This window comes from Halomonas kalidii, from assembly GCF_030010475.1.
In the GTDB taxonomy this organism is placed as follows: domain Bacteria; phylum Pseudomonadota; class Gammaproteobacteria; order Pseudomonadales; family Halomonadaceae; genus Halomonas; species Halomonas heilongjiangensis.
Genome location: NZ_JASCQN010000025.1, coordinates 93,158 through 116,577, shown reverse-complemented (window position 1 = coordinate 116,577; position 23,420 = coordinate 93,158). Strand labels below are relative to the sequence as shown.

At 68.1% G+C, this 23,420-nt stretch carries 21 protein-coding genes and 1 riboswitch; of the genes, 5 read left to right on the top strand and 16 right to left on the bottom strand.

The window, feature by feature from the left end:
• Positions 1-12: 12 nt before the first annotated feature.
• Entirely contained in the window at positions 13-585 is a 573-nt protein-coding gene (locus QLQ85_RS05225; RefSeq protein WP_282738017.1) for a hypothetical protein, read from the bottom strand.
• Between the two features lie 145 nt (positions 586-730).
• On the opposite strand from QLQ85_RS05225, the gene QLQ85_RS05220 reads away from it, so the two are divergent.
• Entirely contained in the window at positions 731-1,483 is a 753-nt protein-coding gene (locus QLQ85_RS05220) for a glycerophosphodiester phosphodiesterase family protein (protein WP_282738016.1), read from the top strand.
• On the opposite strand, the gene bluB is transcribed toward QLQ85_RS05220, so the two are convergent.
• From bluB to cbiE, 7 genes are read right to left on the bottom strand one after another with little or no spacing between them, the layout of a single operon-like run.
• The gene (gene bluB / locus QLQ85_RS05215; protein ID WP_282738015.1) at positions 1,440-2,213 is read right to left on the bottom strand and encodes a 5,6-dimethylbenzimidazole synthase; all 774 of its coding nucleotides are present in this window, start codon (positions 2,211-2,213) and stop codon (positions 1,440-1,442) included. The two genes, QLQ85_RS05220 and bluB, sit on opposite strands and share 44 nt — an antisense overlap.
• 31 nt (positions 2,214-2,244) lie before the next feature.
• Entirely contained in the window at positions 2,245-3,693 is a 1,449-nt protein-coding gene (locus tag QLQ85_RS05210) for a cobyric acid synthase (RefSeq protein WP_282738014.1), read from the bottom strand.
• 3 nt (positions 3,694-3,696) lie between these two features.
• On the bottom strand, positions 3,697-4,302 hold the full coding sequence (gene cobO, locus QLQ85_RS05205; RefSeq protein WP_282738013.1) for a cob(I)yrinic acid a,c-diamide adenosyltransferase: 606 nt from the start codon (positions 4,300-4,302) through the stop codon (positions 3,697-3,699).
• A 1-nt stretch (position 4,303) separates the two neighbouring features.
• Positions 4,304-5,095 carry a precorrin-6A synthase (deacetylating) gene (gene cobF / locus QLQ85_RS05200; RefSeq protein WP_282738012.1) on the bottom strand — a complete coding sequence of 264 codons (792 nt, stop codon included), beginning with the start codon at positions 5,093-5,095 and terminating at the stop codon, positions 4,304-4,306.
• Complete coding sequence (cobM, locus tag QLQ85_RS05195; protein WP_282738011.1) at positions 5,092-5,910, bottom strand: precorrin-4 C(11)-methyltransferase; 819 nt, start codon at positions 5,908-5,910, stop codon at positions 5,092-5,094. The genes cobF and cobM overlap by 4 nt, the downstream gene beginning before the upstream one ends.
• Positions 5,907-6,284: a cobalamin biosynthesis protein gene (locus tag QLQ85_RS05190; protein WP_282738185.1), complete on the bottom strand. Its 378-nt coding sequence runs from the start codon at positions 6,282-6,284 to the stop codon at positions 5,907-5,909. Before QLQ85_RS05190 ends, cobM begins: the two co-directional genes overlap by 4 nt.
• A gap of 17 nt (positions 6,285-6,301) precedes the next feature.
• Positions 6,302-7,528 carry a precorrin-6y C5,15-methyltransferase (decarboxylating) subunit CbiE gene (cbiE, locus tag QLQ85_RS05185; protein ID WP_282738010.1) on the bottom strand — a complete coding sequence of 409 codons (1,227 nt, stop codon included), beginning with the start codon at positions 7,526-7,528 and terminating at the stop codon, positions 6,302-6,304.
• A 173-nt stretch (positions 7,529-7,701) separates the two neighbouring features.
• Here cbiE and QLQ85_RS05180 point away from each other — a divergent pair, with 173 nt between their 5' ends.
• On the top strand, positions 7,702-8,460 hold the full coding sequence (locus QLQ85_RS05180) for a cobalt-precorrin-6A reductase (RefSeq protein ID WP_282738009.1): 759 nt from the start codon (positions 7,702-7,704) through the stop codon (positions 8,458-8,460).
• Here the strand turns inward: QLQ85_RS05180 and cobJ are convergent.
• Genes cobJ through QLQ85_RS05140 form a run of 8 tightly spaced genes read right to left on the bottom strand, consistent with a single transcriptional unit; the run spans position 8,424 to position 19,949 of the window.
• A complete protein-coding gene (cobJ, locus tag QLQ85_RS05175; protein WP_282738184.1) occupies positions 8,424-9,185 on the bottom strand; it encodes a precorrin-3B C(17)-methyltransferase in 762 nt (253 codons plus the stop codon). The two genes, QLQ85_RS05180 and cobJ, sit on opposite strands and share 37 nt — an antisense overlap.
• Before the next feature lie 47 nt (positions 9,186-9,232).
• On the bottom strand, positions 9,233-9,973 hold the full coding sequence (gene cobI / locus QLQ85_RS05170; protein WP_282738008.1) for a precorrin-2 C(20)-methyltransferase: 741 nt from the start codon (positions 9,971-9,973) through the stop codon (positions 9,233-9,235).
• A complete protein-coding gene (locus QLQ85_RS05165; RefSeq protein ID WP_282738007.1) occupies positions 9,970-10,599 on the bottom strand; it encodes a precorrin-8X methylmutase in 630 nt (209 codons plus the stop codon). Before QLQ85_RS05165 ends, cobI begins: the two co-directional genes overlap by 4 nt.
• Positions 10,583-11,827 carry a cobalamin biosynthesis protein CobG gene (locus QLQ85_RS05160; protein ID WP_282738006.1) on the bottom strand — a complete coding sequence of 415 codons (1,245 nt, stop codon included), beginning with the start codon at positions 11,825-11,827 and terminating at the stop codon, positions 10,583-10,585. Before QLQ85_RS05160 ends, QLQ85_RS05165 begins: the two co-directional genes overlap by 17 nt.
• Positions 11,817-15,665, bottom strand: coding sequence for a cobaltochelatase subunit CobN (cobN, locus tag QLQ85_RS05155; RefSeq protein ID WP_282738005.1), 3,849 nt, complete (start codon positions 15,663-15,665; stop codon positions 11,817-11,819). The genes QLQ85_RS05160 and cobN overlap by 11 nt, the downstream gene beginning before the upstream one ends.
• On the bottom strand, positions 15,665-16,762 hold the full coding sequence (gene cobW / locus QLQ85_RS05150; protein ID WP_282738004.1) for a cobalamin biosynthesis protein CobW: 1,098 nt from the start codon (positions 16,760-16,762) through the stop codon (positions 15,665-15,667). Before cobW ends, cobN begins: the two co-directional genes overlap by 1 nt.
• A complete protein-coding gene (locus tag QLQ85_RS05145) occupies positions 16,753-18,189 on the bottom strand; it encodes a cobyrinate a,c-diamide synthase (RefSeq protein ID WP_282738003.1) in 1,437 nt (478 codons plus the stop codon). The genes cobW and QLQ85_RS05145 overlap by 10 nt, the downstream gene beginning before the upstream one ends.
• Positions 18,186-19,949, bottom strand: coding sequence for an AAA family ATPase (locus QLQ85_RS05140; RefSeq protein ID WP_282738002.1), 1,764 nt, complete (start codon positions 19,947-19,949; stop codon positions 18,186-18,188). The genes QLQ85_RS05145 and QLQ85_RS05140 overlap by 4 nt, the downstream gene beginning before the upstream one ends.
• A 145-nt stretch (positions 19,950-20,094) precedes the next feature.
• Positions 20,095-20,308, bottom strand: a riboswitch (cobalamin riboswitch).
• A 256-nt stretch (positions 20,309-20,564) separates the two neighbouring features.
• On the opposite strand from QLQ85_RS05140, the gene QLQ85_RS05135 reads away from it, so the two are divergent.
• From QLQ85_RS05135 to QLQ85_RS05125, 3 genes are read left to right on the top strand one after another with little or no spacing between them, the layout of a single operon-like run.
• The gene (locus QLQ85_RS05135; RefSeq protein WP_456070176.1) at positions 20,565-21,581 is read left to right on the top strand and encodes an ABC transporter substrate-binding protein; all 1,017 of its coding nucleotides are present in this window, start codon (positions 20,565-20,567) and stop codon (positions 21,579-21,581) included.
• On the top strand, positions 21,578-22,645 hold the full coding sequence (locus QLQ85_RS05130) for a FecCD family ABC transporter permease (protein ID WP_282738001.1): 1,068 nt from the start codon (positions 21,578-21,580) through the stop codon (positions 22,643-22,645). The genes QLQ85_RS05135 and QLQ85_RS05130 overlap by 4 nt, the downstream gene beginning before the upstream one ends.
• Positions 22,642-23,406, top strand: a complete 765-nt coding sequence (locus QLQ85_RS05125) for an ABC transporter ATP-binding protein (RefSeq protein ID WP_282738000.1) — start codon at positions 22,642-22,644, stop codon at positions 23,404-23,406. The genes QLQ85_RS05130 and QLQ85_RS05125 overlap by 4 nt, the downstream gene beginning before the upstream one ends.
• The last annotated feature ends 14 nt before the right edge of the window (positions 23,407-23,420 follow it).

The window sequence follows — 23,420 nt, the reverse complement described above, 5'->3', positions numbered from 1 at the left end:
ATATGTCAGGCGTTACGGTTGCCGTCGCGCGGTGCCAGCCGCCAGCCCCTCCACGAAAGCACGCTTTTCCGCCTCGAAGAAGCGTGCGTCGTGCTTGAAGCGACGCAGCACCTCCTGATCGTCGAAGGCGAGTGTCGCAGCCAGCTCGCCGGAGGCATGCACCGGATGGCGGCGGGACAGGCCGACGCGTGCGCCGCGAGCGTCCTCGATCCAGCGCGAGATGCCGCAGCCACGCAGGAACGCCTCGTCGAGGTCATCCGCCGGTTCGACCCGCAGTGGCGCATTCAGCGCCAGTTCGCGAATCAGCCGCCGCCGGGGCTCGCGGCTCTCGCCGAGCGAGGCGCTCAGCGCCAGCGTCATGCCGTCGCCGGCCTCGTCGAGCACCAGCAGGGCCAGCGCCAGCGGCGCCTCGTTGTCGTCGACCAGGGCCCACAGCCGGGCCGCCTCGTTGGCAAACAGCAGGTGGCGCGTACCGCTGAACGCCACCAGCGGCGTCAGCCCCGCCGTCGTGCCGTGCACCGCCGCGCACAGGCGGGCCAGGCAGGCATCGCGCCAGCCGCCCGGTTCGAGACTCACCACCTTCATCGCCATCCTCTCGCTTGTGTCATACCGTCGCGCGAAGCCTAGCATAGTCCCGGCGGCAGCGGCCCGGCACATCGTGCGCTGACACTCCGTCGTCACACCCGTGTAGGATGATCACAGTGCGACCGTTCAAGGATGCGACGTCCCTATGCCCCACCCCGCCATTGCCCTGCCCCGCCTGATGGCGCATCGCGGCCTCTCGGCCCATGCCCCGGAGAATACCCTGACCGCCGTACGGGCCGCCTGCGAGGCCGGCTTCCCCTGGGTGGAACTCGACGTGCAGCTGCTCGGCGACGCCACCCCGGTGATCTGGCACGACGCCACCGTGCGGCGCTGCTCCGACGGGCGGGCGCGCCTGGTGGACCTGGACCTGCCCCGGGCCCGCCGGCTGGACACGGGCGCCTGGTTCTGCGATCGCTTCCGCGGCGAGCGCATGGCGACGCTGCGCGAGATGCTCGCGCTGATCGAGGAACTCGGCATGGGCCTCAATCTGGAGCTCAAGGTCACCCGCGGGCGCAACCCGGCGGCACTGGTCGACAGCGTGCTGCCGACCCTGCTCGACGCCCTGCCCCCGGAGCGGCTGATACTCTCCTCGTTCCACGATGGTGCCCTGGCCCGCGCCCGGGAGCTGGCCGACTCATCGCGCCTGGCCCTCGGGGTGCTGTTCGAGGGCATCGGCCGCGAGTGGCAGTCGCGCTGCGCGGCGGTGGACGCCTACAGCGTCCATGCCAACTGGAAGCGCCTCAGCCAGCGCGGCGCGCACGCCGTGCGCGAGGCCGGCTACCACCTGCTCTGCTATACCGCCAACGACCCCACCGCCTTCGCCCATCAATGGGCCTGGGGCGTGGAGAGCGTGATCAGCGACGACCCGGCGTGCTTCGTCGATCATCTGCCGGAGTGACGCCTACCTTCCCGAGCGCCCCCAGCAGGGCGCCGTCGGCCTCGCCCGCGGCGCCTCCCCAACTGTCGAAGTGCAGCAGCTCCTCCAGGGACAGCCTGGACAACCACCCCGCTTTCTCCAGTTCGGGGCGAGCATGGAACTGGCTCACATAGCCCATGCACAAGTAGGCGATCGGCAGGATGTCGCGAGGAATCCCCAGGGTGTCGCGCAGGGCATCCTGATGGAAGATGCTGACCCAGCCGACGCCGAGCCCTTCGGCGCGGGCCGCCAGCCACAGGTTCTGCACGGCGCACACGGAACTGAAGATATCCATCGTCTCGATATGGGTTCGCCCCACCACCACCGGGCCGTGGCGCCGGCGATCGCAGGTGATGCACAGGTTGACCGGCGCCTCGACGATGCCCTCCAGCTTGAGGCGGCGGTAGGTCGCCTGCTTCTCGCCCTCGAACATCTGAGCCGCCTCCTCGTTGGCCTGGTGATAGAGCGCCTGCACCCGGGCCTTGATCGCCGGCGAGCGGATCACCAGGAAGTCCCAGGGCTGCATGAAGCCCACCGAGGGGGCGTGATGGGCCGCCGTCAGCACTCGGGCCAGGACCTCATCGGGCACCGGGTCGGGGAGGAACTCGCTGCGCACGTCGCGACGGGTGAAGATCGCCCGATAGACGGCGTCACGCTCTTCCTCGCTGAACCCGGGGTTGGGCTGCATTCCCGGCGGGGTAGTGTCACTCATGGTCGGGCCTCGTCGTTCCAGGGTGGGTGCATCAGCCGATCAGCTGCCACAGCCGGTCGGTGTCCAGATGGGCCTCGAGGGTATCGGCGAGGCGGTCGAGCTCGTCCTGGCGATGGGCGGTGTAGTCCACAGCCGCCGCCACGCCGGCCAGCCCGCAGCGTCCCAGCAGTGCCGCGCAGGCCTCGGCACCATCGAAGAGGCCATGCAGGTAGGTGCCCATCACCTGGCCATCGGCGCTCACCGCCCCGTCCGGGCGACCATCCAGCTCGCAGAGGGGATGCGCCAGGGCCGGGCCCTCGCTCACCCCATGGTGGATCTCGTAGCCGGTGATCGTCACGTCTTCCGGCCGCAACCGCCCCGTCACGTTGCGCAGCTGCTTGCCCGCCACCATGCGCGTCTCGAACTCCAGCAGCCCCAGCCCCGACGTGGTCCCGGGTCGACCGTCGAGCCCCGCGGGATCGTGGATGGCCTGGCCCAGCATCTGGAAGCCTCCACAGATGCCGAGCAGCCGGCCGCCATAGCGCAGATGCTGCCGAATGGCCGTTTCCCAGCCCTGGGCACGGAGCCAGTCGAGATCTGCCCGGGTACTCTTGCTGCCCGGCAGGATGATCAGGTCGGCGCGGGGAGGCGCCTGGTTCGGCCCCACGAAGGTGAGCTCGACCTCGGGATGCAAGCGCAGCGGGTCGAAGTCGTTGTGGTTGCTGATGCGCGGCAGCGCCGGTACCACCACGCGCAACGCCGGCTCGCCCTCCCCCCGTCCTTCCAGCCCGATGCTGTCCTCGGCGTCGAGCAGCAGGCCCTGGAGATACGGCAGGGTGCCCAGCACCGGCTTGCCGGTACGCTCGGCGAGCCACTCCAGGCCCGGTTCGAGCAGGCCGATATCGCCGCGGAAGCGGTTGATGATAAAGCCCCGGGTGCGGGCCCGTTCGGACGCGGAGAGCAGTTCCAGGGTGCCCACCAGCTGGGCGAAGACCCCGCCGCGGTCGATGTCGCCGACCAGCAGCACCGGGCAGTCGACGGCCTCGGCGAACCCCATGTTGGCGATATCGTTGGTCCGCAGGTTGATCTCCGCCGGGCTGCCCGCCCCCTCGGCGATGATCACATCGTAACGGCTCGACAGCGCTTCCCAGGCGGCCAGCACCGAGGCCATCGCCTCGCGCTTGTAGGCATGATAGTCCAGCGCATCCATATGGCCATGCACCCGCCCGCGCAGGATCACCTGGGCGCCGCGGTCGCTCTCCGGCTTGAGCAGTACCGGGTTCATGTCGCTGTGGGGCGCGACACCGGCGGCCAGCGCCTGCAGGGCCGTGGAGCGGCCGATCTCGCCGCCATCCTCGGTCACCGCACTGTTCAGTGCCATGTTCTGCGGCTTGAACGGCGCCACCGACACCCCGCGCCGTGCCAGCATCCGGCACAGCCCCGCCACCACCGTGCTCTTGCCGGCATCCGAGGTGGTCCCCTGAATCATCAGTGCGGACATCGCCTAGAGCTCCACGCCTTTCTGCGCCTTGATGCCCTGCTCCTTGAAGGCGTGCTTGACCACCTTCATCTCGGTGACGGTATCGGCCAGCTCGATCAGCGCCTCCGGGGCGTGGCGGCCGGTGACGATCACGTGCTGCATCGCGGGGCGCCCCTGGAGGTCGTCGAGTACCCGGTCGAGGTTCAGGTACTCGTGGCGCAGGGCGATATTGAGTTCGTCGAGCAGTACCAGCGCGTAGCTGTCGTCGGCCAGCATCCGGCTGGCCTCGGCCCAGGCGGCCTCGGCGGCATTGATGTCGCGCTCGCGGTCCTGGGTGTCCCAGGTGTAGCCCTCGCCCATCACGTGATAGTCCACGTTCGGCTGCTGGCGGAAGAAGGCTTCCTCGCCGGTCTGGAACTTGCCCTTGATGAACTGCACCACGCCCACCTTCATGCCATGGCCCAGGGCCCGGGCCAGCATGCCGAAGCCGGAGCTGCTCTTGCCCTTGCCGGGACCGGTGAGCACCAGCAGCACGCCCTGCTCCTTGTCGGCGGCGGCGATGCGCTCGGTCATGATCTTCTGCTTGTGGGCCATGCGCGCGGCATGGCGCTGGGGATCGACGTGCTTCATTTCACTCTCCCGCGTTATCGATATGATTTCCATCAGGCCCGGCGTCCCGCCGGGCCAGCAAGTAGACGTCCATGATCCAGCCATGCTGCTCGCGCAGGGCGGCACGGCGGGCGAGGATCGACGCGGCCATGTCCGCCAACCAGCCGTCGAGCAGGCTCTGCTTGTCCATGCCCAGGTAGGCGCCCCACCAGATGTAGAGGCCTTCGGGCGGCAGCGCCTCGAAGGCGCCGCCGCTGTCGAGCATGACCGCGACGCTGGCGACATCGTCGGGCCAGCCGCGCTCACGCAAACGCCGGCCCGTGGTGATCTGGACCGGTTCGGCGAGGGCATTGAGGGGGATGCGATGCTCGGCGGTCAGGACCTGCAGGCTGGTGATTCCCGGTACTATTTCCACCTGCAGCTCCACCTCGGCCACCCGCTCGGCGATGCGCAGGCTGCTGTCGTATAGCGACGGGTCACCCCAGATCAGCATGCCGACCCGTCCGCCCTCCGGCAGATGGGACTCCATTAGCCCGGCCCAGACACGTGCGATCGCCCCGTGCCAGTCGTCCACCGCGCCCAGGTAATCGGCGCGGGCATCGCGTTGGGGCAGATCGAACTCCACGACCCGGGTGCGTGACGAATCGTTCAGGAGGTTCCGGCACAGCAGCCGGCGCAGGTCGACCAGGTCCGACTTGGCTTCCCCCTTGCGTGGCAACAGGATGAGGTCCGCCTCATTGAGCGCCCGCACGGCCGCCAGGGTGACATGCTCGGGGTTGCCCGTACCGATACCGATCAGCGACAGCCGGATCATGTCTCGCCTCCCATGTCTTCAGGAAAGGCGCTGGGTGCGGTGCCGGCAAAGGGCGAGTCCGCCGACTGGGGCCGAAAGCGACGATCATAGCCGACCGAATACAGGCAGCTTTCCTGGAAATCCTCGCTGCCCAGAACCGGCCCCACCAGGATCAGCGCCGTTCGCTGCAGGGTGTCGTCGACCAGGGAGGCCACCGTCGACAAGCGCCCCCTGACCACCCGTTCATCGGGCCAGCTGGCCCGCCAGACGATGGCGACCGGGCAATCGGCGCCGTAGCACGGCAGCAGCTCTTCCACCACCCGGGCCAGGTGATGGATGGAAAGGTGAATCGCCAGGGTGGCGCCGGTCTTGGCGAAGTTGGCCAGGGTCTCGCCGCCCGGCATGGCGCTGGCACGCCCCGGTGTCCGTGTCAGCACCACGGATTGCGCTACCCCCGGCAGGGTCAGCTCCTGTCCTAGGGTGGCGGCCGCCGCGGCGAAGGACGGCACGCCCGGGGTAATGGCATAGGGAATGTCCAGCTCGCGCAGTCGGCGCAACTGTTCGCCCATGGCGGACCACACCGACAGGTCCCCGGAATGCAGTCGGGCCACGTCCAGGCCTGCGGCATGGGCGCTGCGCATCTCGTCGATGATCTCATCCAGGGACAGGGGCGCGGTGTTGATGATCCGGGCACCTTCCGGGCAGTGCTCGAGTATCTGTTCGGGCACCAGCGAACCCGCGTAGAGGCACACGGGACAGGAGGCGATGAGATCGCGGCCTCGCAATGTCAGCAGGTCAGGCGCGCCGGGGCCGGCGCCGATAAAGTGTATCGTCATGCGCTCTCTCCTCTCAGAGCTCCTCTCGCAACCGCCGCGGTGGCCAACCGATCCGCCGAAATCAACCGGGGCCCGAGCAATTGCGCACCGGGACCTGCCGCCAACAGGGCGACGGCCTCGGCGACGCTACCCGTTCCCCGGGCCCGCAAACTGTGCCTGGAGCGGGTGAGGGTGGTGGCCGTTGGCAGGGCGGCGTCGGCCACGGGGATCACCGCAATACCCCGCGTGAGCCCCAATTCCTGCACCAGCGGCCACATCGTCCGGGTCGCGGCCAGCCGGTCGACGGCACCATGGTGTGCGTGGAGCCGCTCCAGCGCATCGATCAGCGACGCCAGCCGCGCCTCGCGACGAAAGCCGAAACCCGCCACCGTTATCGAATCAGCCACTACGATCACCGGGTCACCCGCCATTGCACGATGGGGTAACCGGCCTTCCAGCCCCGCCGCGTGCCGATGGGCGCGGCGGCCGCCAGCTCGAGACGCAGCAGCTCACCGCCGGCCATTTGCTGCCAGTGGGCCAGCAGGGCCTCGGACTCCAGGGTCACGGCATTGGCCACGAGGCGAACGCCAGCCGGCAGACGCCGCCACAGCACTTCCAGCAAGGTTTCCGATAGCCCGCCGCCGACAAAGACCGCATCGGGCGGCGTCTGATCGCCCAGCACCTGTTCATCCAGAACTTTGGGGGCGCTGCCCTCCACCACCTCGAGCCAGTCGACGCCCAGCATTCGCGCATTGCGACGCGCCCGCGCCGCACGCCCACCGTCACGCTCGAAGGCCACGGCCCGGTTGTCCGGGTGCGCCAGCAGCCACTCGATGGCGATCGAGCCCGATCCCGTGCCTATATCCCACAACCGCTCCCCCGGTGCCGGGGCCAACGCCGCCAGGGTCAGGGCGCGGACGGTCTGCTTGGTGATCTGGCCATCGTGTTCGAACAGCTCGTCCGGCAGGCCGGGTGTCAGCGACAACGCCGGCCCATCACCGGCCACCTCCAGGCCCACCGCGACCGGGTGGCGGATATCGCCAGGCAGGGTGGCGTCTGCCCGCACGCTGCGGATGCGCTCGCCGTCACCGCCCAGCGCTTCCAGCACATGCAACCGGGAGGCATCGAAGCCGAAGCGCACCAGCCATCCCGCCAGTTCGGCCACCGCGTCGCCGTCCCTCACCAGCACCAGCAAGCGCCTGCCATGATGCAGGTATGGCCGGATGCGCGTCAGGGGCTTGGCATGCAGGCCCAGGCACGGGCAGCCCTCCAGCGCCCAGCCCAGCCGCGATGCCGCCAGGCTGAAGGTGGAGGGCGACGGCAGGACCCGCCACTCGTCGGTGGGCAGGTGACGCGCCAGGCTGGCCCCCGCCCCGAACCAGAAGGGGTCGCCGGAGACCAGCATCACGACCCGGCGCCCGCGTTCGGCCAGCAGTCGAGGGATGCCGTCCGCGAAGGGCACCGGCCATTCCCGCACCTCGGCAGCCAGTGGCGGCAGCAGGCGCAGATGGCGCCGCGCGCCGAACACCACCTCGGCGCCTTCCAGCGCGTCGCGGCTTGCCGGCGTCAGCCCCGCTGTGCCACCCTCGCCCCAACCGAGCAGCGTCAGCCAGGGAGCGTCGTCAGCGTCAGTCGTCATCTGAGCCCCACGAAAGGAGATGAGCTGTTCCGGCGACAAGCCTCCGCGAGGGCGCTGTAAACCCCTCCATGGGCGCTACTTTTGCCATCCATGGCAAAAGACCCTCGCTGCGCCTTGTCCCCGGCGCTCATCTTGCCAACTGCTTGAATGGGAAAGGAGCTCAAGAAGCCCCAATGAACGTCCTGATCCTGGGGGGTACCTCTGAGGCCAGTGCCCTGGCCCGCGCCCTGGCCGAACGGTCGATCCCCGCCCTGTTCAGCTATGCCGGTCGGGTGGCCGCGCCCAGACCGCAGCCGTTGCCCACCCGCGTCGGCGGCTTCGGCGGGGTAGTAGGCCTGGCCGCCTTCCTGACGGACAAGCGCATCACCCACCTGGTCGACGCCACCCACCCCTTTGCCGAACAGATGAGCCGCAACGCAATCACTGCTGCCCGGCAAAGCGGCATCCGCGTCATCGCCCTCACCCGGCCACCCTGGGAACCGACGTCCGGCGATCGCTGGCAACGGGTCGCCGGTATCAACGCGGCGGTGAGCGCCCTGGCCAGTCCGCCGCAGCGGGTGCTGCTGGCGATCGGGCGCCTGCACCTCGCCGCCTTCGCGGCACAGCCCCAGCACCACTACCTGCTGAGGTTGGTCGACCGGCCCGAGGCCCCGCCGCCCCTGCCTCATCACCGAGTGACCATCGACCGTGGTCCCTTTACGATGGACGGCGACCTGGCCCTGCTCCGGGAACATGGCGTCGAGCGCCTGGTGTGCAAGAATTCCGGCGGTGACGGCGCGGTGTCCAAACTCACCGCCGCCCGCCAGCTGGGCCTGCCGGTGGTGATGATCGAGCGGCCGGCTCTCCCGCCGCGCCAGGAAGTCCACGTCGTTGAAGATGTTCTGGCCTGGCTCGGTCATGAGTCCGCCCCTGACACCGACCTCGGCGTATAAACCCACGGCTGCCCATCGCGCTCGATGCACCGCGTCTGGCTGGAGCCCACCATCACCAGGGTGCGCATGTCGGCCATCTCCGCGTCCGCTTCGCCGAGGGTCGTGACCCGGACGGCTTCCTCCGGCGTGGAGACGGCCCGCGCGAACATGATCAGGCGCTGCGGCCCGCAGACCTCCCGTAGCACCTGCAAGGCGCGTGCGAACCCTTCCGGTCGCGCCCGGGAGCGGGGGTTGTAGAACGCCATGGCAAAGTCGGCCTCCGCAGCCAGCCGCAGGCGCTTCTCGATCAGGGCCCAGGGCTTGAGGTTGTCGGACAGGTTGATACAGCAGAAATCATGCCCCAGCGGCGCCCCCAGGCGCGCACTGGCGGCCAGCATGGCGGAGATGCCCGGCAATACCTGGATATCCAGGGAGCGCCACGCCGGCTCTCCCGCCTCCAGCGCCTCGAAGACGGCCGCGGCCATGGCGAACACGCCGGGATCACCCGACGACACGACCACCACCCGACGGCCGTTGGCGGCCATCTGCAGCGCCTGCTCCGCGCGCCTGATTTCCTCGCGGTTGTCCGAGCCGTGACGCGTCAGTCCCGGCCGCGGTGGCACCCGCTCGACATAGGGCACATAGCCCACCACATCGGTGGCCTCGGCCAGCGCAGCAGAGACTTCCGGGGTGACCAGCGCCTCCGCACCCGGGCCCAGGCCGGCGATCTTCAGCCAGCCGCCCATCCCCAAGCCATCCTTGTCCCAGCTATCCTTCCCACCCCTGGGATCTCTCATGGCCGCCTCCCGTGGCCGTGGATCACCAGGATGGAAAAGTACGGGACGCTATCGCCGGCTTCGTTGAACGGCAGTATCCGCTCCTGGGGCATGGTGGCGTATTCGATCAGCCAGGCCTCCTCCTCCCGGCCGGCCCGGGCCAGCGCCCGCCTGAGCTTGTCCAGGTTGCGCCCGATCTTCATCACCACCAGGGCGTCGGTCTGCGCGATGCGCTCCACCAGCGTCGCCTCCGGCAGGGTGCCCATCAGCACGGTCATGATGTCGTCGCCCCAGGTCACCGGCCGCCCGGTGGCGGTCCAGGCGGCGGACATGCCGGTGATGCCGGGCACCACCGCTACCGGCACCCGCCCCTGCAGGCGCGTATACAGGTGCATGAAGGAGCCGTAGAAGAACGGATCGCCTTCGCACAGCACCACCACATCGCGGCCGGCGTCGGCAATCTCGGTCAGTCGGGCGACGTTTCTCTCATAGAAGGCCGCCAGCAGCTCGTTGTAGCGGGGGTCGTCGAAGGGGATCTCGGTGGTGACCGGGTATTCCATCGGCAGCTCGATGGCATCGCACGCCACCAGGCCTTCGACGATGCTGCGGGCGTGGCCGGTGCGGCCCTTCTTGCGGAAATAGGCGACATGCGACGCCCCGCGGATCAGCCGATCCGCGCGCACGCTCATCAGATCCTGGCTGCCGGGCCCAAGGCCGACCCCGTGAATGGTTCCTGGTTTTATGGTCCAGAGCTTCATTCGCTGCGATCCGCCATGGCATTGAGGGCGGCCACCGTCACCGCACTGCCGCCGAGTCGCCCGCGCACGATGCAGCAGGGTACCGACGCGCTCGCCCACAGGGCTTCCTTGGATTCGGCCGCGCCCACGAACCCCACCGGGCAGCCGATGATGGCCGCCGGGCGCGGGCAATCCGGCGCTTCCAGCATGTTCAACAGGTGGAACAGGGCGGTCGGCGCATTGCCGATCGCCACCACCGCCCCCTCCAGGTGAGGCCGCCAGAGCTCCACGGCCGCCGCCGAGCGAGTGGTGGCCATGTCTCGGGCCAGGCCGGGAACCCGCTCATCGTGCAGGGTGCAGAGGATGGCGTTGTCCGCCGGCAGGCGCTGGCGGGTAATGCCCTCGGAAACCATGCGCGCGTCACACAGGATCGGCGCGCCCTGCTCCAGCGCCTGCCGAGCCCGGTTCACCGCGTCGCCGCGGAAGTGAATGTGCGAGGCAAGCTCCACCAATCCGGCGGCATGGATCATGCGCACCGCCACCGGCTCTTCCTCCGCCGAGAAGCGCGAAAGCGACGCCTCGCGCCGGATGATGGAAAAGGACTCCCGGTAGATGGCCGGTCCGTCCGTTTCATAGACGTGAGGCATCACGATTCTTCTCCAGGTGTTCGATAACATCGGATTCGGTGAGGCCGGTCGCGACCGGCGTCCCATCGGCACGTCCGCCGACGATCAGGTCGAAGCGCCCGGCCCGCCCGGTCAGGCATACCTCGGCCGGCTGCCGGCGGGCGCAGCCCTTGGCACAGCCGGACACATGCACCGGGCCCTCAATCAGGCCACTCAGGCGTTCGGCCAACTCCAGGGCCAAGCCCAGCGTCTCCACACTCGCCTGCTCGCAATGAGGGGCGCCCGGACACACATCCATGGACAAACGCGGATCCCGGTTGTCGTCCAGCAGGCCGGCGACCGATGCCGCTTCGGCGCCTTTTCCAGGCCCTTCCACCAGCAGGCGCCGCCATGGCGTTACCCGCACGGCGCCACTCGCTTCAGGGGCAAGCGAAGCGGAGTCGACCGCGGCACGTAACACTGACGCCGGTGCCCGTCCGAATGGGAGGCCGAATACTGCTCCCTTCGGGTGTTTCCCCAGTGCCAGCCTGGCGCCAGCCTCGGCAGGCGGTATCGATGCCGGCGCCCAGGCCGGCAACGGCGCCTGATGCCGGCGCATCCGCCCGGATTCTCGTCCACCGCTGTCGACGAACCAGTGCGTCAGCCGCACCAGGTGCTCGACGGCGGCAGCCACCGAGTCCACGGGGGTGCCCAACGCTCGTCCATCGGCCCGAACTAATAGGCCGCCCGAAGCCCGCGGCTGCAAGGTGCCCGATGCCGCGCGCTCGATGCGGAAGTCCGCGGATACCTCGCCCAGCACCGGCGCATCACCGGCATCGATGGCGATGCCCATCTTGTCCGGCAATTCCGGCATCTCACCAAGGCGGGCCTGCAGCAAGCGGGCCGCCTCATGCGTGGCGTCGCCCGCTTGCCAGTCCGGTGCCAGCAGCAGTTGGGGCCGGCGCTCGGCGTGGGGGTCCGCGTCAGCCAGCCCATGCTCGACGAGGACGTCCATCAGCCCCGGCCAAGTGGCCTCGGACACGCCGCGCAGCTGCAGGTTGGCGCGGCTGGTGAGTTCGATCAGCCCGCTACCGAAGGTCTCGGCCGCCTCGCACAGCGATAGCATCTGGCCCCGCGTGAGTCGCCCCAGGCGGGGGCGCACGCGCACCAGCAGGCCATCGCCGGTGGGCATGGGCCGCCAGGCCCCGGGGCACCAGCCCTTGATGCGCGGCTCGGTCGGCTTTGCCGGCTTACCCATCCTATTCATCATGGGGCGCGAGCTCCCGGGTCTCGTCGATCTCGAGCAGCAGATCCTGCAGGGCCGGGCCCTGCTCGCCGGGTTCCTGCCACATCCCCCGCTGGACGGCTTCCAGTAACCGCTCGGCCATCTCCTCCAGCGCCGCCGGGTTATGCTCGCGCAGGAACTGCTGGTTGCGGCGATCCAGTACCAGCGCGTCGGTGACTTGGGCGTACTGATAGTCGGCCACCAGATCGGTGGTGGCGTCATAGGCAAACAGGTAGTCCACCGTGGCGGCCATCTCGAAGGCGCCCTTGTAGCCGTGTTCCCGCATGGCGTTGATCCACTTGGGATTGAGCACCCGGGAACGGATCACGCGGGATAGTTCCTCCTTGAGGGGTCGAATCCGCGGATGCGCCGGGTTGGCGTGATCGGCGTGGTAGATGATCGGCGCTTGCCCAGCGAGGGAACGGCTGGCGTTGGCCATGCCACCCTGGAACTCGTAGTAACTGTTCGAATCGAGGATATCGTGCTCGCGGTTGTCCTGGTTCTGCATCACCGCATCCAGACCCTCGAGCTGTCGTTCGAAGGCCCCCCGCGCGGCGATCCCGGATTCCGGGAATTGGCCGTAGGCGTAGGCCCCGGCACCGAGGTAGGCCTCCGCCAGGTCGTCCGCGGTGCCCCAGGCGCGGTTGTCGATGAGCCGGTTCAGGCCGGTGCCGTACTCGCCGGGCTTGCTGCCGAAGACCCGGTAGCCGGCCTCCCGGGCGGCAGCGTCGGGCGATAGCCCTTGGCGTTCGAGTTCCTGCCGGCGCTCCAGCACCGCCGCGCGGATGGTGTTGCCGTTGCCTGGCTCCTCGTATTCGGCGACCGCCTGCACCGCGGCATCGAACAGGCGGATGACATTGGGAAACGCATCGCGGAAGAAGCCGGACACCCGCAGGGTGACGTCCACCCGCGGCCGTTGCAGCAGCATGGCGGGAATCACCTCGACATCGATCACCCGCTGCGAGCCGAGCGACCAGACCGGCCGCACCCCCATCAGCGCGAAGGCCTGGGCGATGTCATCGCCGCCGGTACGCATGGTCGCGGTACCCCAGATCGATAGCCCCAGCCGGCGCGGGTAGTCACCGTTATCCTGCAGGTAACGCTCCACGAACGCCTGCGCCGATTTCTCGCCCAGGGACCAGGCGGCGGGCGACGGAATCGAGCGATTGTCGACGCTGAAGAAGTTGCGCCCGGTGGGCAGGGTGTCCAGCCGCCCGCGGCTGGGGGCGCCGCTCGGCCCGGGTGGCACGAAGACGCCGTTAAGTCCGTCCAGCAACGACTGGATCTCCATCTCGGCACCCCGCTGCATGGCGACCCAGAGCCGTTCGCGGGCATAGCGACACTGCTCCGCGGTGGCCGGATAGTCACGGGCCAAGGTAGCCAGGCAGCCCGGCGCCAGGACGTAGTCGGCCACCAGCCGCTGGGCGAGCCGTTCCAGACGCTCACGGGTATCGGCGCCGGTGCGCCAGGCGGACGCGTCCAGCTCGGTCAGGGCCGGCGGCCTCGGGCCGGTCCAGGGTTCGGCCCCGGCCGTCAGGGGATCGAACTGCCCGACCTCTTCCCGCAGGCCCAGGTCGTCCGCCAGGTTGTGCAACAGGCCGCGCTGGGCCGGCGCCTCTCCGCGTGGCAGCCTGAGGATGGCGACCAGGGTCCCCGCCAGTTTGTCCGGCGGCGGCAAGGTACCCAGCACGTGCAAGCCATGGCGGATCTGGGCTTCCTTGATATCGCATAGATAGGTGTCCAGCTCGTTGAGCAGGCGCTCGTCATCCGTGTCCTCTACCGTCTGCGCCAGCTCCTGGTCGATACCGGTGCGGCGCAGATGCTCCAGGATCCGCTCGCGCAACAACGCCTCACGCCGCGGGTCCATGCCCAGGGCCTGGTAGTACTCGTCGGTCAGGGCTTCCAGTTCCGCCATGGCACCGTAGAGCTCGGCACGCGCCAGCGGTGGCATCAGGTGATCGATGATCACGGCCTGGCTGCGGCGCTTGGCCTGGGCGCCTTCGCCCGGGTCGTTGACGATGAACGGATAGAAATGCGGCACCGGCCCCAGGGCAATATCCGGCCAGCAATCGGCGCTCAGTGCCGTACTCTTGCCCGGCAGCCATTCCAGATTGCCGTGCTTGCCGACGTGGACCACCGCCTCCACCCGGTAGTGCTCGCGCAGCCAGAGATAGAACGCCAGGTAGCTGTGGGGCGGCACCAGTTCGGTATCGTGGTAACTCTGCGTCGGGTCGTCGATAAAGTCGCGTTCCGGCTGGATCCCGACGAAGGTCTCCCCCAGGCGCACCCCGGCGATCATCAGCCGGCCCTGGCGGCACTTGGGGTCGTCCGATGGCGCGCCCCAGCGCCTGCATACCGCTTCTTGAAGTGCTTCCGGCAGGCTCTGGAACCACGCCAGGTAGTCGTCGAGCCCGATGCTCTGCCAGCAGCCGCGTTGGTCCAGGACACGGTGATCATTGGTGACGGTGCCCTGCAACAGCCGGATCAGGGCGTCCCCGTCGTCCGGCACGTCGCTCACCGGATAGCCCGCCGCGGCCAGTGCCCGCAGGATCCGTATCGTCGAGGCCGGCGTATCCAGGCCGACACCGTTGCCGATGCGCCCATCGCGATTGGGATAATTGGCCAGCACCAGTGCCAGGCGCTTGGCGGCATTGGGCGCCTGACGCAAACGACAGAACCGCCGTGCCAGCCTGGCGACGAAGGCCGCGCGCTCGGGATGCAGGGCGTGGCGGGTCACCGCTAGCTGGCAGCGCTCGCTGTAGTGCGCTTCCGTCTTGAAGCCCACCGCCCGCGTGATGATGCGGCCATCCATCTCCGGCAACACCACCTGCATGGCCACGTCGCGGCTATGCAGGCCGGCCGCCTTGGCGCTCCAGTCTTCCTCGGTGCTGCTCGCCAGGATTGCTTGAAGCACCACCGGCCGGCCGACGAAGAGGCTGTCGGATACCTCACCGCCCTGGGTGTCCATGTCGTCCGGGTTGCGGTTGACGGAGAAACCGGTGGTGTTGACCACCAGCATGGCGCCCGTCTGCTCGATCAGGTGATTGACGAAGGCGACGCAGGATTCCTCCTTCAGCGACGCCACGGCCACCGCCAGCGGCTCGAGCCCCTGGGCCCGCAGCGCCTCGATCAGGCCGTCCAGCACAGCGGTATTGGCCCCCTGCAGGTGACTGCGGTAGAACAACAGCAGACACACCGGTCGCCCGGGGACCTCGTGCGCCCGCCATTCTCTCAGCGTCGCTTCCCCTTGGCTCGCGGCATGCGGTGCATAGAGCAGCGCCGCGGGAATCGCCTTGGGTTCCTGCCAGTCCAACGCATGCCCCAGACACTCGGTACCGACAAAACGCAGTAACTGCTCGGCATTGTCCACCCCGCCCTCTCTCAGGTAGCGCCACACTCGGTGGGCCGACTCGAAAGGCACGCTGGACTCGCCCAGCAGGGCGTCGTCCGGTGCATCGCAACCCGGCACCAGGATCAGCTGACGCCCCTGGCAGGCGGCGGCCCAGGCCAGCAGACGCTCGTGCCCGTAGCGCCAGTAGGCGCTGCCTCCCATCAGCGAGACGATCACCAGACGCGCCTCTTCCAGCACCCGATCCTCGTAGAGGTCGTAGGCGGCGGGCTTGACCAGGTTCATCCAGTTCGCGAGCCGTACCGTCGGGTAATCGTCCCCGACCGTCGAGACCAGCCGATCGACCGCCTGCGCCAGGGCCGACAGGCAGCTGTCGGCGGCTGACAGGATGACGATCTCGCCAGGGCTCTGCTGCAGGTCGACGATGCCCTCATCATCGACGAAGCCCCCGGGCTTGGCGGCGAAAAGGTGCATCAGGGGGTCGTCGCAATCTCGGCGCTCGCCAGGGCCGCGTGCAGGGCCTCGCTATCCAGCGCCTTGCCGATGATGACAAGCTGGGTGCGGCGCGGCTCGTCCTGCCCCCATAGCCGGTCGAAATAGCCGTCCAGGCGCTCCCCCACGGCCTGGATCACACGACGCATGGGCTTGCCAGGAACGGCCGCGAAGCCCTTGGCCCGATAGATCTCGTAGGTTTTCAGCAGGTGCTGGAGCCTGTCCGCCAGGGCGTCGCCATCGACTTCCCCCAGCCGGATCACGCAGGAATCGAAATGATCGTGCGCATGGTCGTGATGCGCCCCCTCGGCATGATGGCGATCATGGTGGTTGTCGATGCGGTCGATGCTTTCCTCGCTCGCCGCGCCGATGCCCATCAGGGCTTCCAGTTGGGCCCTGTCCGTGGCCAGGGTCTGGTTGATGAACAGGGTCTTCACGGATTCCGGCACTCGCTGGGCCACCAGCGCTTCCACCCGGTTCCGGTCGGCGGGCTCGAGCAGGTCGGTCTTGCTGACCAGCACCAGGTCGGCCGCGCTCAACTGGTCGTCCAGCAATTCACGCAGGCTGGGATCATGGTCCAGGCTTTCGTCGGCCCGACGCTGGGCCTCCACCTTGTCGACGTCGCTGGCGTAACGGCCGGCGGCGAGCGCCGGCCCGTCGACCACGGTGATGATGGCATCGACGGTGCAGTGCTGGCGCACCTCCGGCCAGTTGAACGCCTGGACCAGCGGCTTGGGCAGGGCCAGGCCGCTGGTTTCGATCAGGATGTGATCGATATCGTCGCGGCGGGCCACCAGCTTCTTCATCACCGGCAGAAATTCCTCTTCCACCGTGCAGCAGATGCAGCCATTTGCCAGCTCGTAGATGCCACCGTCCTCGGCTTCCACGGCGGAGTCGTCTTCACAACCCAGGGCGCAGCCGCGCAGCAGGCTGGAATCGATATCCTGCTCGCCGAATTCGTTGACGATGACGGCGATGCGCTTGCCGGTGACCTGGCGCAGAATGCCGGCCAGCAGCGTGGTCTTGCCGCTGCCCAGGAAGCCGGTCACCACAGTGGCGGGGATCTTGTTCAGTCGCATCCGTTGGATTCCTCAGTGTCGATGGTCGGACATGCCGGCACCGGGCCCTGCCCAAAGAGGCAGGCCACGGCGGCGGGATTGTCGGGGAAGAACAGGTGCAGGTAGGACGCCGTCAGCCGTCGCTGGCGGTAAATGGCCTCCCCCGGCGCGGGATGGCGCTGGCGCCGCCCGTGGGCGATCGGCGCGGGTGTACCCTCCGCCACCGAGCGGTGATGGGCATGGCCTCGAACCGGCCCCTCCGGCAGCTCGGCGGTCTGCATCCCCTGACAGCCTCGCCGCCCGCGCATGGCGCCATGCCCGGACAGCAGGCCCAGCATGGCGTGGGTACGGTCGTCGACGTCCGTCAGGGTCTCCAGGCAATAGAGCATGCCGCCGCATTCGGCGAGGATGGGCTTGTCCGCGGCATAGAAGCGGCGGATGTCGTCCTGCATGGAGGTATTCGCCGCCAACGGCGCGGCATGGAGCTCGGGGTAGCCGCCCGGGAGCCAGAGGGCATCGCAGGGCGGCAGGCCTTTATCGCTCAGCGGCGAGAAGAAACGCAGGGTCGCCCCCATCCGCTCCAGCAGGTCCAGGTTGGCCTGGTAGATGAAGCTGAACGCCGCATCCCGGGCCACGGCGATGGTCTGGCCAGCAAGGGAAGGCTGGAGTGAAGACAAGGCCTCCGTTGCTTCCATTTGTGGGGCCGAGAAGGTCACCGGCGGCAGTTGCAACAGGGCCTCCGCCAGCCCCTCGGCCTCGAGTACCCTGGCACCGGCCTCGAAGCGGGTTTCCAGGTCCTCGCGGATCTCCTCGGCCTGCACCAGCCCCAGGTGCCGTTCCGGCAGGGCCAGGTCCGCATCCCGCGCCACCGCCGCCAGCAAGGGAATGGCGGACGGCAGCGCCGCGTCGATCAGTTCCCGGTGGCGCTGAGACCCGCAGGCGTTAGCGATCAGCCCGGCGATGCGGATATCGTCACGGAAGCTCGCCAGGCCGGCCACCAGCGCCGCTGCGGTCTGGGCCATCCCTTTCACGTCCATGACGATGACCAGCGGCAGGTCGAACAGGGCCGCGAGATCGGCGCTGGACGGTTCGCCATCGAACAGGCCCATGGCGCCTTCCACCAGGATGAGGTTCGCCTCGAGCGCGGCATCAAACAGGCGCTGGCGGCAATAGGCCTCACCGGCCATCCACAGATCGAGCTGATCGACCGGCCGGCCCGAGGCCTGGGCCAGCACCAGGGGGTCCAGGTAATCCGGACCGGTCTTGAAGACCCGTACCACCTTGCCCTGGTTGCGCAGCATCCGGGCCAGCGCCGCGGTCACCGTGGTCTTGCCCTGCCCCGATGCCGGCGCAGCGATGAAGACCGCGGGACAGGCCGCCCTCGTCGGCCCCTGGCCGGCATCCCTATCGGAGCGGCCCCTGGCTCGGCTCGAGTCATGCGCGGTCATGTGGCCTCCAGGCTGGACTCTAGACTGGGCAGGGGCCGGTACAGCGCGCCCAGTTGCCGGGCGATGAGGGGTCCCCGCCCCCGCTTGACGGCCGACTGTTCGGTATCCACGACGACACAGTCACCGAGTGACGGCAGGCCGGCCAGGGATTGCCGGGTACGACCGTCGGTGATGAGGTAGGTCCGCACATGCAGGCCGGCGTCCTGTCGCTGCCATTGGCGAATCAGGCGCGCCGCCCGCAGGATGGCGTCGCGGATCGGCGTTCCACCGCCACCGCTCGCGGCATCGAGCCGACGGAGCATGTCCTTGGGCGCGCGTCGCCGTGGCAGGATCGACGTGACGCCATCATTGCCAAAACCCAGCACCACGATCTGCTCCCGGGCGGCATAGGCCTGGCGCGCCAGCCGGTCGACCAGGCCCTTGGCGCGTCCCAACATGCGCTGGCCCAAGGTGGAGGCGGAGGTATCCAGCAGGATGACATGCAACACCGGCTGCCCGGTGCGGGCCTGGCGATAACGCAGGTGTCGCCAGGGCCAGCGCCCCCGGTTGGCGATCAGGGTGGCGAACCAGTCCGGTCGCTCCTCCTCGGCATGCGCCCGGCGCCGGCCCGGCTGGTGGCCCCTGCCCGGGCGCGTGGAGGACAGCCGCGAGGCTGGCGCCGAGGCCGGGGCTTTCGCTCGTGTGCCAGCGGAAAACTCCGGCAAATCCGCCATCGGCACACTCACGCTGTTCTGTGTCACCGGCGGCATGGCGCCCCACTGCCCCGCCGGGGACGCAGCGCCATCGCCGCTAGCGCCCGGCACCTGACCAACGGCGTTACCCTTACCCTCACCAGAGGGAGGCGGCGGTGTGCCGGACGGCGGGGACGGCGGCGTGTGATGCGGGGGCTGATTCGTCGTACGGCGATGGGCCAGGACCCATGGCTCGACGGTATCCAGGTCCTCCTGGCCCACCGTGTTGGCGCCTCGCCAGGCGGCATGCGCCTGGGCGGCACGATGCCAGGTCACATCCGCCCGCAGGCCTTCGACACCGGCGGCCTCGCAGCGTACCGCGATATGCTCGTAGACCCAGGGCTCGGTGGTGATCTCGGCCAGTACCCGCTGCGCTCGCCGGATACGCTGGGTCAGCGACGCCTGGGCATCCGCATGGTGCGCGACATAGGCCTCTGGATCGCGGTCGAAGGCCTCTCGCTGCTGCACGATGGCAATCCGCTCCCGGACGCTCACCGACGCGTCCTGCTCGAGACAGAGGCCGAAGCGGTCGAGCAACTGGGGGCGCAGTTCCCCCTCATCCGGATTCATGGTGCCGATCAGGCTGAAGCGCGCAGAATGCGTATGACTGATGCCGTCGCGCTCGACGATATTGATGCCGCTCGCCGCCACATCGAGCAGCAGGTCCACCAGGGTGTCCGGCAGCAGGTTGACCTCGTCGACGTACAATACGCCGCCATCCGCCTTGGCCAGCAAGCCCGGGTGGAAGGTCGTTTCGCGTTCGGAGAGCACCCGCTGAAGGTCCAGGCTGCCGGTCAAGCGGTCCTCGCTGGCACCCAGCGGCAGAGTGACGAACGGCGGCCGACGCCCCTCGGCCTCATCGGGAAGGAGCGCCGCCAGCGCCCGCGCCAGGGTGGATTTCGCGCTACCGCGTGGGCCGCTGATCAGCACGCCCCCCACCCGGGGATCGATGGCGTTGAGCAGCAACGCGGTCTTGAGGGCCTGCTGGCCGACCACGGCGGCAAAGGGGAACTCAATCCGGGACATCATGGCCACCTGGCGTACCGACAAACGACGTCGGGACGATGGCACACGAGCGCCCCGCCGACAGCCGGCAGGAACGGAAAGCTCCCGGGAAGGAGGAAAAAGGAATCACTGAGACACGCTATCCCCGATGCCCACCGCACCGTCACTGGATGAAACGACATGACGGGCCGGTCTCCGGGCTCAAGGAGGGCGCATTCAGAAGAAGCACGCCATCGCCTGCACCTTCCCGGCATATGCCAGTGGTCTTCGCAGGCTACTCTCTCGTTACCGTTGCGGGGGCAGCGATGGAATTGGCCGTACAGCCTCACCATACTTCCCGATTATCCCCTACAGGCAGGGGCACCCGTCTCGAGTAGGCCCATCCTAAAGCAATTGTCGCAACAGGCGCAATTTGACCACCGGATGGCACGCCGTGGCTCGCAGGCACCCCACCCTGCGGGCTGTCCCGACAGCGTGAGACTCGAGGTTCTCTTCAAAATTGTTATAATATAACATATCAAAGTCTTTCTCGTCCTGGTAGCTGGCAATCGCGGCGCCGACATGCAAAATGCAGTGCTATGATCGCCGCCCACCAGGGTCAGATTGGCCAACACCCTTCCGCCACCCGGATTTGACGTGATGAATTACGCTCGACGATTACTGGCAACTCTCGCTCTTTTTCCCGCGCCATTTGTCATGGCGGATACCACCGATTATCCACTGACATTGACGAATTGCGGCATGGAAATCAGTTTCCCATCCGCACCGGAAAGCATGGTTACCGTCGGACAATCGGCTACGGAAATCCTCTATGCACTGGGACTTTCCGAGCGGGTATCCGGAACCTCAGTGTGGTTCAATCCCGTGCTTCCAGAATTTCAGGAAGTCAATGCCGATATCGAGCGTCTCGCCGACAACGATCCGAGTTTCGAGTCCGTCATAAGCCGCAGGCCCGATCTTGTCGCCGCCCAATATGAGTGGCATGTCGGCCCCACCGGAAGCGTGGCGAGCCGAGAGCAGTTCCATGAGCTCGGCATCACCACTTACATCATGCCGGCCGACTGCGACACCAAGGACAACAGCACCGGTGGCGACGGCACTCGCATCGCCGCCTTCTCCCCTGAGTCCGTCTACAAGGGCATTCTCGAGCTGGCCAGTATCTTCGATGTACGCGAGGCCGGGGACGCCCTGGTCGCCGACCTCCAGGCGCGCGAGGCCAGCGCCATCGAGAGTGCCAGGCGGCTGGAGCTGCCGGAAGACCTGTCAGCGCTGTTCTGGTTCTCCTCTCCCGACGAATCGGCGGATCCCTTCGCCGCCGGCCGGCTCGGCGCACCGGGCTATATGATGGACGCCTTGGGCATCCACAACGTGGTGAAGTCCGATGAAGAGTGGCCAGTGGTCGGCTGGGAAACCATCGCCCGGGCCGACCCGGATATCATCGTGGTCGCCAGCATGGACCGCCGCCGCTTCCCGGCTGACGATATCGCCAATAAACTCGAATTTCTACATAGCGACCCCGTGGCCCGCGAAATGTCGGCAGTGAGGAACGGACGCATCATCGAAATGGATGCCCACGCGATGAGCGCCACCATGCGCACGATCTTCGGTCTCGAAACGCTGGTCGAGGCCCTGTCGATGATGCCCTTCGACCAATGATTTCGACCCTGGCATTGCGCCCAGCGATACATTTTCGCTGGCATTGGGCCTGGCTGACACCATTGATCCTGTTCATGGCGATAATGACCGGTACCGCCATCGGCGAGACGCCGATTTCGCTGGACACGATCCTCAAGGTATTGGCCAACAGGCTGTGGGGAGCGGAGCATGCGGTGGACCGGATCGACGCCGGTATCGTCTGGAACTACCGCCTCAGTCGCGCCATTCTTGCCGCCTGTTGCGGGGCCGGACTGGCGCTTGCCGGCGTGGTCCTGCAGGCACTGCTGCGCAACCCCCTGGCCGACCCCTTCCTGATGGGAATATCCGCCGGCGCCTCCACCGGTGCCGTGGCGGTGACCATCGCCGGGCTCGGCGCCGGCGTCGTCACGCTCTCTCTCGGCGCCTTCGCCGGGGCGGGGCTGGCGTTTGGCCTGGTGGTAATGCTCGCCCATGCCGCCAGCAGTGGCACCGGAGGCGGACGCAGTACCCAGGCCGCGGGGGCCATCATCCTGGCCGGCATCGCCGGGTCGCAGCTGTTCAATGCCCTCACCGCCTTTATCATCGCCAGGTCGGCAAGCGCCGAGCAGGCGCGGGGCATCATGTTCTGGCTGATGGGCAACCTCTCCGGTGTGCGCTGGGAGGATGTCGCCCTGGGACTGCCCGCCGCCGTGGCCGGCCTGCTGGTCTGCCTATGGTATCGGCGGGCACTGGATGCCTTCACCTTCGGTGCCGACAGCGCCGCCTCGCTGGGCATCCCCGTGCGCCGCGTGCGCGGCATCCTGATTGCCAGCATGGCCCTGGTCACCGCGGTGATGGTCTCCATGGTCGGCGCCATCGGCTTCGTGGGGCTGGTGATTCCTCACGCCATGCGCTTTCTGGTCGGCAGCCGCCACACCCGGCTGGTGCCCGCCTCGGCGTTGGCCGGCGCGGTGTTCCTGATCGGGGCGGATATTCTCTCGCGCATCCTGGTACCGGGGCAGGTGCTGCCGATCGGAGTCGTCACGGCGCTGGTCGGCGCTCCGGCTTTTGCCCTGATCCTGGTGCGTGGAACGAGGACGAAATGAGGCTAGCTGCCGAACGCATCGACTGGTCGGTCCACGGCCACAAGCTGCTGGACGACGTCAGCCTCACGGTGGCGCCCGGTGAGACCTTCGGCCTGATCGGCCCGAACGGCTCGGGCAAGACCACCCTGCTGCGAGTGCTCGCCGGTCTGCGCAAGCCCAGGAGCGGTCGCGTATTGGTGAACGAGGCATCGATGTACGCGATGCGCCAGCGCGACATCGCCCGAATCATCGCCTTCGTCGAGCAGCAGGCCGAGACCCTCGACCGCATCGTGGTACGCGAGGCGGTGGCCCTGGGCCGGACGCCCTTCCTCTCGGCGCTACAGGCGTGGTCGGAGCAGGATGATGCCGTCGTCTCCCAGGCACTCGCCAACGTCGGCATGACACATCTGGCGGATCGACTCTGGCATACGCTGTCCGGCGGCGAACGCCAGCGTGTCCACATCGCGCGCGCCCTGGCTCAGCAGCCGAGAATCCTGCTGCTCGACGAGCCCACCAACCACCTCGACATTCGTCACCAACTGTCGATCCTGAAATTGGTACGGCGGCTGTCTGTCACGGTGGTCATCGCCCTGCATGACCTCAATCAGGCCATGGAGTGTGACCGCATCGGCGTGATGGATGGCGGGCGTCTGGTCGATGTCGGCCCACCCAGCCAGGTACTGACGGCCGCAAGGCTGCGCCATACCTTCGGCGTGCATGTCGATTTTCTCGATGATCCCGTCGACCAGCGCCGCATCATGCGCTTTCGCAACGCTCTGTAAAGCTCCCACGCAAG

Bases quoted from the DNA above. Each gene is read 5' to 3' on its own strand.
- QLQ85_RS05220 (WP_282738016.1), top strand. From the start codon at position 731: ATGCCCCACCCCGCCATTGCCCTGCCCCGCCTGATGGCGCATCGCGGC.
- cobW (WP_282738004.1), bottom strand. From the start codon at position 16,762: ATGCGACTGAACAAGATCCCCGCCACTGTGGTGACCGGCTTCCTGGGC.
- cbiE (WP_282738010.1), bottom strand. From the start codon at position 7,528: ATGACGACTGACGCTGACGACGCTCCCTGGCTGACGCTGCTCGGTTGG.
- QLQ85_RS05165 (WP_282738007.1), bottom strand. From the start codon at position 10,599: ATGCCTCACGTCTATGAAACGGACGGACCGGCCATCTACCGGGAGTCC.
- cobI (WP_282738008.1), bottom strand. From the start codon at position 9,973: ATGAAGCTCTGGACCATAAAACCAGGAACCATTCACGGGGTCGGCCTT.
- QLQ85_RS05125 (WP_282738000.1), top strand. From the start codon at position 22,642: ATGAGGCTAGCTGCCGAACGCATCGACTGGTCGGTCCACGGCCACAAG.
- QLQ85_RS05140 (WP_282738002.1), bottom strand. From the start codon at position 19,949: ATGATGTCCCGGATTGAGTTCCCCTTTGCCGCCGTGGTCGGCCAGCAG.
- QLQ85_RS05210 (WP_282738014.1), bottom strand. From the start codon at position 3,693: ATGTCCGCACTGATGATTCAGGGGACCACCTCGGATGCCGGCAAGAGC.
- QLQ85_RS05135 (WP_456070176.1), top strand. From the start codon at position 20,565: ATGAATTACGCTCGACGATTACTGGCAACTCTCGCTCTTTTTCCCGCG.
- cobO (WP_282738013.1), bottom strand. From the start codon at position 4,302: ATGAAGCACGTCGATCCCCAGCGCCATGCCGCGCGCATGGCCCACAAG.
- QLQ85_RS05145 (WP_282738003.1), bottom strand. From the start codon at position 18,189: ATGACCGCGCATGACTCGAGCCGAGCCAGGGGCCGCTCCGATAGGGAT.
- bluB (WP_282738015.1), bottom strand. From the start codon at position 2,213: ATGAGTGACACTACCCCGCCGGGAATGCAGCCCAACCCCGGGTTCAGC.
- cobN (WP_282738005.1), bottom strand. From the start codon at position 15,665: ATGCACCTTTTCGCCGCCAAGCCCGGGGGCTTCGTCGATGATGAGGGC.
- QLQ85_RS05225 (WP_282738017.1), bottom strand. From the start codon at position 585: ATGAAGGTGGTGAGTCTCGAACCGGGCGGCTGGCGCGATGCCTGCCTG.
- cobJ (WP_282738184.1), bottom strand. From the start codon at position 9,185: ATGGGCGGCTGGCTGAAGATCGCCGGCCTGGGCCCGGGTGCGGAGGCG.
- QLQ85_RS05130 (WP_282738001.1), top strand. From the start codon at position 21,578: ATGATTTCGACCCTGGCATTGCGCCCAGCGATACATTTTCGCTGGCAT.
- cobM (WP_282738011.1), bottom strand. From the start codon at position 5,910: ATGACGATACACTTTATCGGCGCCGGCCCCGGCGCGCCTGACCTGCTG.
- QLQ85_RS05180 (WP_282738009.1), top strand. From the start codon at position 7,702: ATGAACGTCCTGATCCTGGGGGGTACCTCTGAGGCCAGTGCCCTGGCC.
- QLQ85_RS05160 (WP_282738006.1), bottom strand. From the start codon at position 11,827: ATGATGAATAGGATGGGTAAGCCGGCAAAGCCGACCGAGCCGCGCATC.
- cobF (WP_282738012.1), bottom strand. From the start codon at position 5,095: ATGATCCGGCTGTCGCTGATCGGTATCGGTACGGGCAACCCCGAGCAT.